Raw genomic sequence first — 14,708 nt, 5'->3', positions numbered from 1 at the left:
AATGACAATGAATTTAGACAACCTTGTCAATTTTAAAGACAAGAAAGCTGCCTATGCAAAAGCTGTTAAAGACGGCGTAAGTGTGGACGACCAAGCAACTGCATATGACGACATGATGAACGCTTTACAAGGTGATATGACTAATGAAATCACCAAACAAGTGGATACTAAATTATCAACTTTTGAAGCGAATCGGCGTGTTGATCCAAAAATCACGAATGAAGAAATTAAGTTTTTCGATGAGCTGACCACAGAAACTGGCGCTAAAAACGAAATTGTTTTGCCAGAAACAACAGTTAATGAAATCTTTGATGATTTAACAACTTTGCATCCGTTTCTAGATGCCATTGCTTTGAAGACCACTGGATTACGTCTCAAGATTTTGAAATCTGACACAAAAGGTGCCGTCGTTTGGGGCAAGATTTTTGACGAAATCAAAGGTCAATTAGATCAAGTGTTTACCGAAGAACCGGCAACTCAAAACAAGGTGACAGCATTCGTTGTTGTGCCAAATGATGCGCTTGAATATGGGGCAGCATGGCTCAAACAATTTGTGACAACACAAGTCACAGAAGCCTTTGCAGTTGGTCTAGAAGAAGCTTTCTTGATTGGTGACGGTAACCAAAAACCGATTGGCTTAAATCGTAATGTTGCTAAAGACGCACCAGTAACCGGTGGTGTTTATCCAGAAAAGAAATCTGCCGGCACAATCACTTTGGCTGATGCTAAAACGACTGCTGCTGAAATGGGCGGTATTGTCCGTACTCTTTCCAAAAAAGAAAACGGCAAGCCTGTCGTAGCTCAGGGCAATGTTGTTTTGGTGGTTACTCCTGGTGCTAGCATCGACTTTAGCGCAGCTTCAATGATTCAAAACGTTAACGGTCAATGGGTTTTTGCCCTACCATTCGGGATGCAAGTTATTGAATCAGAATTTGCTCCAGAAGATAAAGTGATTGCCTTTGTTAAAGGTCGTTACGATGCCTACACGGCTGGCGGTGTGAACATTAAGCAGTTTGATCAAACACTTGCCATTGAAGACATGCAGCTCTTTACCGCCAAACAGTTCGCATACGGGAAAGCTAAGGATAATAATGCTGCATTAGTATTGGATTTCACACCAACTAATCCAGCTAAAGACTTTAAGAATCCTGACACAACAGCGCCCACTGTACCGCCAGTTGAATCGGGGGAATAGTTTCCCCGTCTGAAAACGACGGGGTTGTGAAACCAACCGATAAAAATACGATTGCTGAAATTAAAACTTTCTTGGACGCAAATAGCATTGACTATAACGGCGTGACCCTGAAAGCCGACCTTTTGGCGCTTGTAAATGAGGTGGATTAATGGCAGATGAAGATTTCGTACCACACGAATTGCTGGCTGATTTTAAGCGGCGTATGAAGATTTTTCACAAAAGCGAAGACGAAGAGCTTTCACGAAGCTTAACAGCTTCGCAAGCCAGAATTAAGCAGCTAACTAATTGTGAAGATTTAACGGAGCCGTTAATTGCTGAGCTGATTATGGAGCGATCGCGCTATGCCTATAACGATCAGCTTGAATTTTTTGAACAAAACTTTTTAAGTGATTTATTAGCCGCATCACTGCAGCATTACGAGCCAAGTGATGGAGGTGACGATGATGGCGGAACGACCCCAGTACCAGTTTAAAAAGATAGCAGTAAATACTGGACAATTGCGAACACCAATACGGTTTATTGGAGCAGCTCCGAATGATGGGCCTGAACCGGGCGAATCAGGCACGGAGTTGCTTTTTGAATGCCTTGGCTTAGCCTATTCGCCCTCAGCAAAAGACCAGGACTATTTAACTAGTCATGGCGCTAAACTTGGCGTCACGATTAAAATCCGCGACACTGCTGGCGAGTACGACCCAAGCGCTGAGCATATGGCTGTGATTGATGATCGCCGCTATTACAAAAATGGTCGCCCAATTACCTGGAAAATCAAACAGGTAGCACCAGATTTTGAGGACAATCGTTTTGTCAAAATAGTATTGGGGGTGGACGAATGAGTGGCACAGTAAAGATTACTGGTGTGGACGAAGTTATTGCAAAACTGGAAGCCAAGTTTTCTAAAGGACGCGTTTCGCGAATTGAAAACAATGCGCTACGAATTGCTGGGCGCTTAATGGCGGTAAGACTCAAACAAGCGGTAGCCAGCTACCGTGATACTGGTAAAACAGTGATCGAAATTACTACCGGTAGTGCTCGCACACGTGGCGGTGTTAAATCAATCAGCATTGGTTGGTCTGGCAGTGGCTCAGGTCAACGTTGGCGGTTAGTCCACCTAAACGAATTTGGCTACACGCGCTGGGGTCGCAGTTATAGTCCTCGCGGCATGGGCCAAATCCAGGGGGCTTTTGATAGCTCTAAGGACGCGGTTAAGCAGCTTGAACGCCATGAATTGGAGCGGTTGCTATGAGTGAGCCACTAAAAGACATGTTAACCACGATCTACTCACAGTTACTGAGTAATCAGACCATCGCAGACTTATCACTGGCTGATGATGGCAGACACAGGATTAAATATTACGACAATCCAGCTACAGCTGATCACGACAATTTGTTTATTGTGATCACGCCGCTGGAGCCGCCGGTGCCGATTACTTCTGGCAGTGATCAAGAGCTGTCACTACAATTTACGTTCCAGATCAATGTTGAGGCGCTAGATCGCAAAGCTTGTAAGCAGGCGCAGTATGAAATAAAAAAAGAAATGTTTAAGCTTGGCTTCGGCCAGTTAAATGACGGAATAGACGAGTATTTCCCAGAAACCAGCCGCTTTGTGGATGCAAGGCGCTACCGTGGAAACACTCGTCTTTATGATATAGATTATTAATATGAAAAGGGGAAATAGATATGACTCTAGTAGGCTTTAAGCGGTTGACGATTCAGCCATTTGCTAGCAATGGCGATTTATTGTCAGAACCAATTGTAATCGAAGGTAAGAAGGATAAAGGCGGTACTGTTAGTGCAGAAATTTCTGGGTTGTCGAAAGACCCAACAAAAGTTTCCGCCTCAAATATTGCTTATTATATTTCACGCAAAGGTACTGGCGACGTTTCTGTCGATTTTGGCATATTGGATATGATTGAAGAACAACTAGACATCATTATGGGCTATTACAAGCCAGGTAAAATTGCTTATATTGGTGAAAACACCGAAGCACCATATTGCGCAGCTCTAATGGAGTCTGAAAATATGCAAGGCGAAGCAGCTTTACTCGGCTTTTTCTCAGGCACGTTCTCACGAGAAAAAATTTCGGCCAATACTTTGGACGTAAGCAAATCATTTGAGCCTGAGGCAGACTCGTTTACTTATTCAGCGATGTCTACCGGTCACGAAGGCGACCAAAATGGCCAAGTTGTTGCTAAATATGTCGGCACGGATGCAACAGTCATTAAGGAGTTATCAGACCAAGTTTTAAACCCTGATGATAAGACGTTCACACCAGCACCAGCACCAGAACCAGCTGGATAATCTAACCACTGCGAGGATGGGGATAGCTCCGCCTCGCTTTTTTGATATAAGGAGGATTTATTTTGACTAAACGAATTGAGTTAAAGCTTAAGGACAAAAATGGTAAAACCAAAACTTATGTGCAAACGACCATCACGGCACGGAAACGACTTGAGTTCTTAGATTTTGACACCGCCGCCCGTAAGGCGACATACAATATGAAACAGTTTTATGAAGAAGAAGTGCGCCTAGTTGCTAACCTATTTGCTAATAAAGGTGTCACCGAAGATATGATTTGGGACGGCATGAACGCGCTGACTATGGATGATGAACTGCAAAAAATTATCAATGCAGTGACGGGTGCTGATAGCCCAAACTGGAATCCGGTAGATCCGTCAGTCCTGGAGACGCTAGAGACAGTATCTACCGATTAATTAGCACTATAGTTAAGCGAATGCCTGGTTACTCGATCAATGACGCGCTGGATACTGATTGGGATACTCTGATCAAAGTGATCAGCATGGATATTGACAGCGACAATGAAAATGAGCAATCTGGCAGTCCGGTGCCACAAAAATCGCAACAAAAGCCAATGGATTTAGGTGATTTTATTAAATCAATTTAAATTTTAAAGAAAGGAGGAAAAATAAATGGCAGATGAACCATTAGGCCGGATGGTCATTGAGCTCGGCTTGGATGATGCCGGGCTTGGAAAAGGACTACAGGGTGCTCGTAAGGCCGTACGATCATCTATGGCCGAGATGAAAGCCAGCATGGCCGTGATCGGTCAAGCTGGTGGCAAATTTGATCTACTCTCGGCAAAGTCGTCTGGCTTGGCTAAAGTAATTATGGCTCAACGTGGCGAAGTTAACGAATTAGGCAAAGCTTACAAAAATTCGTTGGTCGATGGGCAACCATCGGCGCAAACAGCCAAGTTAGCCTCACAATTTAACAATGCTTCGGCTAAGCTTGCCGCTCTGAATAAGCAATACATCGATAATGCGCGGGCTGCTGCTGAGGCAAAAGTTCAAACTACTGGCGTCACTGGCGCCATGAACACCATGGGCAATGGTGCAATTAAGGTTGGCCGCTCTGTGACTAGCGTTGGCGATACGATGACGAAACGCGTTACCGCACCAATTGCCTTAGGTTTTGCTGCAGCTGGTAAGGCCGCAATTAGCTTTAACAGTCAGATCGATGCGATGGGGCCACTGCTAACTAACGGTGGCGCTGTTACTGCTAAGTACCGCGCCCAGTTAGATCAGATGGCAGAAAGTTCGAAAAAATGGGCTGTGCAATATGGGGTTTCTACGACTCAAATTAATAACGGCATGTCTGAGTTGGTCAAGCGTGGCTTTACAACTAATCAGGTATTAGGATCAATGCCATCGATTTTAGACGCGACAAAAGCCAGTGGCGAAGACATGGGTACCGTGATGAACGCGACGGCGTCAATTGTCGAACAGTTTGGATTAAAAACGAACTCGACGGCTGGCACAATGAAGAACACGCAAATGGTTACTGACTCACTGACTTACGCTGCGAACGCAACAGCTTCTGGCTTTGGCGATTTGTCCGAAGCCTTTAGCTATGTTGGGCCAGTTGCCGCTTCGGCGGGCTTGTCCGTGCAACAAACAGCCGCTGCTATCGGTGTCTTATCTGATCGCGGTATTGAGGGTCAAAAAGCTGGTACTGGTTTACGGTCGATTTTAACCTCATTGGTCAAACCAACCAGAGCCGCTAAGGGCGCATTTGATGAAATGGGTATTAGCTCATCTGAGTTAAAACGTGACTCTAAAGATCTACCGCAATTGATCCGTGATATTACTGAGGGCACAAAAGGTTGGGACAAAGCCGATCGAAATAAGGCAATCGCCACCGCGTTTGGCAAGGAAAATCAAACGTCAATGAATGCCTTAATCAGCGCTGGTGCGGATAAGTTACAGAACTTGACGGATAAAACTAACGCCGCTGGTGGTGCGACAAAGCGTGTCGCCGAGGAAATGATGAAGACCCCAGCTGAACGCTTGAAACGACTGCAGCAACAGTTTGAAGTTACCGCGATCACACTTGGCGAAAAGCTAATGCCATATATTGTTAAGGGTATGGACACTTTTGGCAAGCTGGCAGACGCTTTTGGCAATCTCAGTCCTAAGATGCAAGACTTTATTGTCAAGCTTGGCGTGGGCGCGGCCGCTGCAGGACCACTGCTGTCCGTGTTTGGTCGTTTGACCACTGGCTCTGGCAAGGTGTTAACCGGAATTGTTAAGCTAGCGGCTAAACTAGCAGGATTAAAGGCCGCTAGAACAGCGGCTAGTGATTTAGGAGTTTTAGGTGCTGCCAGCAATACCACTAAGGACCAGTTATCGCTGTTTGGTAATGCTGCCGAAGGTGTTGGTACAAAGGCAACTAGCGGTGCTAAAGGCTTTACGATTTTTGGCAAAGCTTTGACGACCGGTGGCACAGGAGCTGGAGTATTAGGCTCAGCCTTGACACCACTAGGTGCAACTGTATTAGGTGTAGGTGCTGCTGTCGCAGTTGGTGCCGTCATCTGGGAAGGCTGGGGTAAGCAAGCAGTTGCTGCAGCTGATCGCACGTCTCGTTGGGGTACTGATGTTGGCGCTGCCGCCGATAAGTCACTCGGCAAAATGAGCGAGTTTAGCGGTAACGCTTCGGCCGCTCTAGAAACTTGGAGCAGCAACTCTGAGGGCTCCGCTAAAAAAGTTTCTGGTGCTTTTAGCGATATGTACTCACAGATCAGCAAGGACGCTGAAAGTACTAATAAAAAGATCGACAAAAATCTGGCATCTTTACCTGCTTCTGTGGCTGCTACCCTTACGGCATCAGCCGAAGCACGAAAAAAGCAGAATAACGACACTGTCGCTTCCGCCAAGGAGACGACTACTAATGTCAATAATATCGTTAAACGAGCTGGCGAAGAACATCGCAAACTGACTGACGATGAAAATACCTATATTGCTAATTCACAGCAAAAATTGAACCAGCAAGAAGTAGCCACTTTAAATATCACGGGTAAACAGAAAAAAACTGTATTAGCGGCATTAAACGGTGAAATTAACAACATGACTAAGCAGCAACGTTCCACTGCTATTTCGGCTTTGCAAAGTTCTTTTGAAAAAGAATACATGTTGTACGGTAAACAGAAAAAAACTGTAACGGATATGTACAAGTCTGGTGAAATTTCGGCTGACTCTTATCACAAAGCTTTAAACAAGCTGGCTGATGATCACAAGAAAAAGAACGAGACCATGGCTGAGTCAGTCTATAAACTCGGCAAAGCCAATGGTGAAAGTGCGGCACAGATTGACCAGGACTTACAAACCGTCGGGTCGTCTTATGATAAGGTCGCCGCCAAGATCAAAAAGCAAAGTAAATCGGCGAAAGAATCTAGTGGCGTTTTAACGAATGAAACCGGCAATATGAGTAAAACAGCTAGTAAAGCGGCGAAATACTGGAATGATCTTGTTTGGGATAAAAAAACTGGAATAGTAAAAACTAATGCACAAGAGGAAGTCACCAAAGCCGTTGCCTCTGAATCGGGTTGGAAACAAATTAAGTATGATTTGAAACATGCTAATTTATCGTCAAACGCCAAAGAGTTAATTGCCACCGCTGTCCTACAAAACGGTAAGTGGAATAATTTGACTTGGCCGCAACAAAAAGCTCTGATTCGTACAAATTCTGCGGAAACTATGTACAACGTGATGAAGGACAATGGAACTTGGGACCAAATTAAATGGGAACAGCAAGCAGCTCTTATCAATTCAAACACTAAGGGTGAAGTTGGCGCAGCAATGATCGATAACGGTCATTGGAACGACCTCACTTGGGAACAACAAAAGGCTTTAGTCCAAACTAACGCTGGCGAAACAGCAATGGAAGCTTTAATGGCTAAAGGTCAATGGGATGGCATGAGCCTTGAAGCTAAAGAGGCGATTGTACGGTCTAACAGTAAAGCTGAAATTGCTCAGGCAATCTTTGATGCTGGTCAGTGGAATAATTTGGAATTTGATGACCAAGAAGCTTTAGTAACCAATAAGGCATCAAAACCGGTCATGGAAGCTTTAAACGATGCTGGTAAATGGAATGATTTATCAATCCAAGCTAAGCAAGCAATTGTCCAAGCCAAGGGTAAGGACGAATTAGCTGACATTTTCACCCAATATCAATTGTGGAATAGCTTGCCTTCAAAAGAACAGATTGCTGCAATCAAATCTAAAGGTGGCAAGGAACTGGCAGAGTTATTAGACCAGTTAGGTTTTTGGAATCAATTAGACCCCGATGAAAAAAATGCCGTTGCCCACGCGAAAGGCAAAGAAGAATTGTTTGCCGCCATGGGTGGCTTGGAATCATGGAACAACATGAGTTTGGAACAGAAACAAGCCGTTGTACATGAAATCGGTAGTGAATCAGTTGCAAGATCGTTAAACACCTTGTATGCTTGGCAAACAATGACGCCTGACCAAAAAACCGCTAGTATTCAAGCTTTGGGTAACTCGCAGATGCTTGAAATGATCGGTGGAATTAATACTTTTAATGGATTAGATCCAAAGACTCAACAAGCCGTTGCAGTGGCTATTGGTAATGGCGACATCACAGCGTTGACCAATACCATGAATCAGTGGACTGGGCTAACACCGGCTCAACAATGGGCCATTGCAAACACACGAGGCTCAGATCAAGTTTGGGCGGCCATTGGAACTTTCCAAAATTGGAATGGCTTACCACAAAACGTCAAAACTTCAATTGCCCAACAAATTGGTCAAGGCGATGTTCAAGAAGCTATAAACACTTTTAACGGTTGGAATAAGCTGACTCCTAAGCAACAGACCGCAATCGCTAAACAAGTTGGTAAAGGCGATGTACAAGGCGCAATCAGCACCATTATGAGTTGGAGCAAAACCAGCCCCGGTGGCACAAAAACGGCCAATGCCAAAGATAGTGCCAGTGGACCAATGGGATCAGCTACTCGCTCAACTAAGACTTTCAAAAGCACATCGCCCGGTGGCACAAAAACAGCCAATGGTCGAGATAACACCTCAAGGCCACTAGGTGCCGCCACCAGAAGCACTAATATATTTCGCGGCACGTCGCCTGGTAGCACAAAAAATGCTAACGGTTCTGATCACACTTCCCAGCCTTTCGGCACGGCTAAAAGATCAATCGATCGTTTCCGTGGCACGTCACCAGGTGGTGCAAAACGTGCTACTGCGGTGGATAATGCTTCGGGGCCTGCACACAGTGCGAGCCGTGCGGTTGATGGATTTTCGGCGAGACGTAGTCATACTGTGACACTAACGACGATCACTCGAAATATTACTGAATTTATTAAAAAACACTTGAAAGGCGGTACTAGCGACTTCGAAGGTGGGACCATGATGGTCAATGACCAGGCAGGCCCAATGTTTCGTGAATTAGTTCAATTTCCGACTGGTGAAACATTTGTGCCGCATGGGCGCAACGTTGTTTTTAATGCACCCAAGCACACCAAAGTGGTGCCAGCTGGAAAGACTAATCGATTACTGGGCGGTATCCCACAGTTTGCCAATGGTATTGGAGGCATTCCGGAAAATGCGGATTACTTGCAGGACGCACGCAATTTAACCACTCAGTTAAATCAGCAAGTAGTGCAAATGGATGATAGCCGCATTGTTGATAGTAATAACCAAACAACGAGAATGATCCAGGCATCACAGCAACAACAAGCTGAACTTATGCAACAGCAGTCAAACATGATAGCAGCGTTTATGAATTTGTTTGCAGGTACCGGCATTGGCGAAAAGCTGCAAAGTCTTGCTGAAAAGAAGACAGAATTGAAGCTTGACGGTGCTTCTTTTTCTAAGCAAATGGCACCGTTCAATTCCGTCAATCAAGTTCAACGTTCAAATTTCGCAGACAGGGGGCTAAGCATTGACCAATCAATCTGAGTACGGGATCACCTTTAATGGGCATCATTCGTCCGAATTTGGGTTGATGGTTGGTGCTGGTAAAGAGATTGGTTTTCCGGCTAAACGTAAACTAACAATTGATGTGCCATTTAGTAATGCGCCAATCGATTTATCCGGAATCTATGGGCAGCAGCCCTTTGAAGAACGGACAATTAAGATAGCTTTTGAAATCAAAGATCGTAACAATTTGAGCAAAGAAGGGATGTATCGAAAATGGACCCAGGTCGTTAACTGGCTTGCAGAACCTACTGGTAAAGTCGCGTTGTACGATGATATTATGCCAACTTACCACTACTTGGCTGAAATGGTATCGGCACCGACGTTTGAAGAACTGCTTTATATCGGTACGCTGACGGTAACATTTACGTGTTACCCATTCCGAATCCACGATACAAGTGCTGGTAATGACATTTGGAATGATTTTGACTTTGAGAATGGCGTGGCACAGGAAACTAAGTTCGATGTTGTTGGTTCAAAAACAACAATTATGATCAACCCTGGTCAATGGGTGCATCCCACAATTAAAACTGATGCAGATTTTACAGTAACAATCGGCACTAGCACTTATCAGATTAAAGCCGGAACCACTAGTTCCCCAGATTTAACGATGCCGCCGGGAGTGCAGAATGTGACGTTAACAGGAACTGGTCATATTGAGATTATCTTTTATGAGGAGTTGATCTAGTGTACAGAGTGACATTGCGGCAGGGCTGGGATGGTGAAGAAACAACTATCCAATCGCCTTGGAATAACGAGACCAAATTAATCAGCCCTATCGTTCACAAGGATGTTGGTAGTATTGATAATTTCACCTTTACGATTTATCCGAATAGTGCTGCTTATAATGAGTTGCATTACTTCACTTCATTTGTCCGCGTCATAAATACGGTTAGCGGCAAGGTACTGTTTAACGGCCGTGTGCTCTATCCGAATGAATCGATGGACAAGGATGGTGTACTCAAAAAAGACGTAACCTGCGAAGGGATAATGGCGTTTTTGCATGATTCAACACAAGATTACGGCAAGTATGAGAAGTTAACGCCACCACAATATTTGGAGAAAGTATTGGCAAAACACAATGGTCAGGTTGAGTCGTTCAAGCAGTTCAAGCTAGGCAAGTGTGACGTGACTGGGACTGGCAATGAGAACAAAGTCCGCTATACCGAAGACGACAAGGACACCTGGGACACAATTCAAGACAAACTTGTTTCGCGCCTAAATGGCGAGCTTTTGGTGCGTGAAGAATCTGCCGGCTTGTACTTGGATTATCTGAAACAAGTTGGTCAAAAAGGAACGCAGATCATTCGTTTGGCTGAAAATCTACTGTCGGTGTCTACTACAGTTGACCCAACGAAAATGATATCTGTGATTAAACCGGTTGGCGCCACAATCGACCAGCCGGCAGGAACAACGACAGAAACAAACCCGGATGAAGTTGCTGTAGCACAACCACGTTACACAATCGCGTCGGTAAACAATAACTCAGTTTATCTCAGAGATGAGAAGTTAATAGCGGCGATCGGCTTGCAAGTTAAGCCGGTCGTCTTTGATACCATCAAAGACCCAAAAGTTTTGTTATCTCGCGGCAAAGATTACTTGGCTAATGGCGAAACTGCTACTATCCAGTACCAAGTTACAGCTGTTGATTTATCAATGATCAATAAGCAAGTTGATGATTTTGACCTAGGCTGGATTTACCGCGTCAGTAACAGGCTCATGGCAATCGACGAGGATTTACGGATTGTTCAAATGACGATCAATTTAAATGATCCTAGCCAGTCAACACTAAGTATTGGTGACAAGATTATTGGTCAGGAAGAGTTTGAGAAAAAGCGACGTAATCAAGACCGACAGCTTGCCGCGATACAGTCAGTACAGCAAGCACAAGTCACACAGATCGGCGATTTATCTGATGCCGCCAAAGCCACTAGTGAGTCATTGGGTGAGCTGCAGACTGATTATAACAAGCTGATTAACGCCGTTGGTGACGCTGATTACAAGACGATGCTGGCACAGTTAACCGCCTTGCAGAATCAGGCCACAACAGTGTTGACCAATCTCGGCGAAATCGGTGCGGAAGTCTTGGCTAATCAGAGTGCGATCTCTAAGCTTAAAGTCGCAGACGCTGAACTTGACCGGCGCATTAGTGCGTTGGAAGGCACAGGGGGAACGAAGACAGATGAATAAAAAGACTAACGAAAATACAGATTAATGGGGGTGTATTTAAATGGCAACAGTTAGTGGATCAGTTAACTATGAAGATTCAACTCCGATTCCTAAACAACAGGAATATACACCAAGCAACATCGAACCGATTGCGATTGAGTTAGCTAAGTTCATTAGAACAAAGATGTATGGCACTGATGTGCGGGAGTCGTTGGCTCGATGGATTGAGATTATGCTGGCAGTGCAGACATACATCAATTACGATGAGACAGCATTCAAAGTTGATATGCAAAATCAACAAGACAGTGTAAAAGATCGTCAAACACAAGTTGAAGGAACTATGAGTGACGTTGTCGATCAATTTAAAGCTGTTATTTCCAACGTAACTAAGGACAGTGAAGTCGCCTTGGCTCGTGATTCGGTACGGTTTGGAGATTACACGGTGCTTGATGATCGGCTGGAGTACATTGAGTCATGGTTGGCGGCACACGTACCAGCCGGCTTTCACGTCTCAATCAAACACAATCAGAATCGGCAACCTAAAGTTGTTGTGCATTATTACGAGTATGCTATTGGGACCGAGACTCACGGGTTCGGTACAGGACCTTATGGGCTTGGAGAAACATCGACACAAACGATTTCATGCACTGTAGATTATCTCGATGATGATACCGCTGTTATTAATCTACCATTGGCATACGCGTTGACAGGTATTGTCACTTACAAGGCTGGTTACTGGTATCTGATTGATGGATACAAGACGCTTAGATTTGATCTTGGCGATGGTATTGACGATGCCAAAGCAACAGCCGGAAACGGTAGCAATGAAACGTCGACAAATGCAAACGGTGGTGGCTATGCTGGAGACCTTGGGCTTTCTTCATATCAGATTGCCGTCAAAAATGGCTTCTCTGGCAATGTCAGTCAATGGCTGGCATCTCTCGTTGGTCCTAAAGGCGACAAAGGCGACAGTGCCGTTTCAGGAACATTCGCTAATCTTGCTGCATTAAAAAATGCTTATCCAAACGGAAAAACCGGTATATTCGTAACCGCCGATAACGGGCACAAGTATATTTGGGCAAATAACGTATGGACTGATGCAGGCGTTTATCAAGCAACTGGATTTGCTGATGGTTCAATCACTGCAGCTAAACTTGATACTGCCGTCATGGCTGGAATCAAATTAATGCCTGGCAAGGTATTACCAAATTATGATACTGCAACAAAAATATGGAGTTGGGGTGGAGCTTCCGAACGACAGGCTGCGATTTTTATGGGCGACAATAAATATACATTAATACCGCCTGACACAACAGTTGTTAACAATGCCACATCAGTAGCAGCCAAGCTGATTTATGATGGCAGTTCATTTCAATTTATTAATTGGAATAGTCGAACGCCAACGGGAAGCTATTTAGTTGCAATTATCAACAACCAAGATGTTGAACAGACAACAACAGTTACTGCTGATTTTCCGTGCACAATTGATGGAAGATTAAATTATGATTATTACAGCGAAGCAACATTTATTGCGTCGCTAAATGGATTGCCCGCTTATGACCTCGACACAAAGACTCTTGACTTTCAATCAACTGATAACCAACCGGCCATAATCAAATTTGGAGGTAAGAAATATAACATCCCTAGCGGCACTGTCATTACAAACAGTGTTGGTAGCTATGCGGCAATATTAGTATTTAATATTGACACTCAAACGCTATCATTTGTTGCAAGAACCATTTCCTTGAGCAGACAAGTTGTTGTTGGAAGTGTCATGACATCAGGGCCAAATTATGCCGTATTCAACGGATTCGATTGTGTTGTCAATGGATCACTAAATCAACTAGATTGCGGCAACTTAAGCAAAATGACGCCGGAAACAATCAAATTCTATCCGTGCGTTAATAATTATCCGATGTATGATAGTAATAAACAAACATTTGATTTCAACAGTCAGAAATCAAATCCGGCAACAATTATCAGTAATAAAGGATTTTATCTAGTACCAGTTGGAACAATTGCGCAACCAACAACGGCTGCATTATCAAATTATCGTAAGAAAGTCGTTTACAATTTGAAAACTAATGTTGCGAAAGTACAAACATATGCAGAGATGGTCCCTCCATACAGTGTCATAATTTGCACAATTTTAAGTGGTGCAAATCAAAAAACGGAGATTATTTCGGATTTTCCAGTGATTGTCGATGGCATTCCTACTGAAACGGTCAGACAGAATCCGAAAAAGGCTAATATCACGGCTATTCTCCATCGTGGTTACAGTGATAAATATCCAGAAGAATCCGAGTTAGCTTACATTCAATCAATCAAAGAACTTGGTACGTACAATTGGGAAGGCGACATTATGTTCACATCTGATAATGTGCCAGTCATGCTGCATGATGCGTTTATTAATAATTTCGCGCGATACGCAGATGGAACTGAAGTCACTGAAACAACAGATATGCGCAAATTAACGTTAGAAGAGCTTAATACTAATTACGACTTTGGCCTTGCAAAAGGCGAACAATTTGTTGGAACTAAGCTCTTAACATTTGATAGATTCTGTCAACTAGCTAAACAATATGACGCATACGTGCATGTTGAATTCAAATATCCATATACAACAGAGCAGATTAGCATTCTGCACGACACTGTAATTAAATGGCATATGCAAGATAGTATTGCTTGGCAAGCGTTTCAACGCGATATGTTAAAGCCGATGATCGAATTAGAACCAAGGGCGCAAATTGAATTATTAGTTCATGCAACAGATATGCTAGATGATGCATTTTATGAAGATGCTAAGACTTATGTAACTAGTTCAAATAGAGTATGTATCTCATTAGACAGCAGATGCACAGATGAACAGATCTCCGACGCAGTACAACACGGCTATTATGTGATCATTTGGGTTGCATACAATGCTAACGATATTAAGCGATTCGCAAATCTCGGTGTTAGTGCAATCATGACGAATGGGTTAAATGTCGCGGATGCACTGTTTGAATAGGAAGTGAGTAAAGTATTTAATAGACTTGACTTGAAAAAATGGCTTTAAATTAATATAATCAAAAGTGTTAACTAATGCAATCGGGAGTGTTT

The 14,708-nt window shown here is 43.8% G+C and carries 12 protein-coding genes; all 12 read left to right on the top strand.

Annotated elements, in window-relative coordinates; translation table 11 throughout:
- The first annotated feature begins 1 nt into the window (after window position 1).
- A complete protein-coding gene (locus EKM80_RS07610; protein ID WP_125552524.1) occupies window positions 2–1,195 on the top strand; it encodes a phage major capsid protein in 1,194 nt (397 codons plus the stop codon).
- A gap of 148 nt (window positions 1,196–1,343) precedes the next feature.
- The gene (locus EKM80_RS07605; protein ID WP_125552523.1) at window positions 1,344–1,667 is read left to right on the top strand and encodes a hypothetical protein; all 324 of its coding nucleotides are present in this window, start codon (window positions 1,344–1,346) and stop codon (window positions 1,665–1,667) included.
- Window positions 1,636–2,028: a hypothetical protein gene (locus tag EKM80_RS07600; RefSeq protein ID WP_225418839.1), complete on the top strand. Its 393-nt coding sequence runs from the start codon at window positions 1,636–1,638 to the stop codon at window positions 2,026–2,028. Before EKM80_RS07605 ends, EKM80_RS07600 begins: the two co-directional genes overlap by 32 nt.
- Window positions 2,025–2,438, top strand: coding sequence for a hypothetical protein (locus EKM80_RS07595; RefSeq protein WP_125552522.1), 414 nt, complete (start codon window positions 2,025–2,027; stop codon window positions 2,436–2,438). Before EKM80_RS07600 ends, EKM80_RS07595 begins: the two co-directional genes overlap by 4 nt.
- On the top strand, window positions 2,435–2,851 hold the full coding sequence (locus EKM80_RS07590) for a hypothetical protein (RefSeq protein WP_125552521.1): 417 nt from the start codon (window positions 2,435–2,437) through the stop codon (window positions 2,849–2,851). Before EKM80_RS07595 ends, EKM80_RS07590 begins: the two co-directional genes overlap by 4 nt.
- Before the next feature lie 20 nt (window positions 2,852–2,871).
- On the top strand, window positions 2,872–3,492 hold the full coding sequence (locus tag EKM80_RS07585; protein ID WP_125552520.1) for a major tail protein: 621 nt from the start codon (window positions 2,872–2,874) through the stop codon (window positions 3,490–3,492).
- A gap of 62 nt (window positions 3,493–3,554) precedes the next feature.
- Window positions 3,555–3,905 carry a phage tail assembly chaperone G gene (gene gpG, locus EKM80_RS07580; RefSeq protein ID WP_125552519.1) on the top strand — a complete coding sequence of 117 codons (351 nt, stop codon included), beginning with the start codon at window positions 3,555–3,557 and terminating at the stop codon, window positions 3,903–3,905.
- Between the two features lie 20 nt (window positions 3,906–3,925).
- Complete coding sequence (locus tag EKM80_RS14855; RefSeq protein ID WP_164509520.1) at window positions 3,926–4,096, top strand: hypothetical protein; 171 nt, start codon at window positions 3,926–3,928, stop codon at window positions 4,094–4,096.
- A gap of 25 nt (window positions 4,097–4,121) precedes the next feature.
- Complete coding sequence (locus tag EKM80_RS07575) at window positions 4,122–9,419, top strand: phage tail tape measure protein (RefSeq protein WP_125552518.1); 5,298 nt, start codon at window positions 4,122–4,124, stop codon at window positions 9,417–9,419.
- A complete protein-coding gene (locus tag EKM80_RS07570) occupies window positions 9,403–10,125 on the top strand; it encodes a phage tail domain-containing protein (RefSeq protein WP_125552517.1) in 723 nt (240 codons plus the stop codon). Before EKM80_RS07575 ends, EKM80_RS07570 begins: the two co-directional genes overlap by 17 nt.
- The gene (locus tag EKM80_RS07565) at window positions 10,125–11,627 is read left to right on the top strand and encodes a phage tail protein (RefSeq protein WP_125552516.1); all 1,503 of its coding nucleotides are present in this window, start codon (window positions 10,125–10,127) and stop codon (window positions 11,625–11,627) included. Before EKM80_RS07570 ends, EKM80_RS07565 begins: the two co-directional genes overlap by 1 nt.
- A 40-nt stretch (window positions 11,628–11,667) precedes the next feature.
- Window positions 11,668–14,616 (top strand): glycerophosphodiester phosphodiesterase family protein, encoded by a 2,949-nt coding sequence (locus tag EKM80_RS07560; RefSeq protein ID WP_125552515.1) that lies wholly within the window; start codon window positions 11,668–11,670, stop codon window positions 14,614–14,616.
- The last annotated feature ends 92 nt before the right edge of the window (window positions 14,617–14,708 follow it).

The sequence above is a fragment of the Loigolactobacillus jiayinensis genome (assembly GCF_003946445.1).
GTDB lineage: Bacteria > Bacillota > Bacilli > Lactobacillales > Lactobacillaceae > Loigolactobacillus > Loigolactobacillus jiayinensis.
This window is presented reverse-complemented; position numbering and strand designations above follow the sequence as displayed.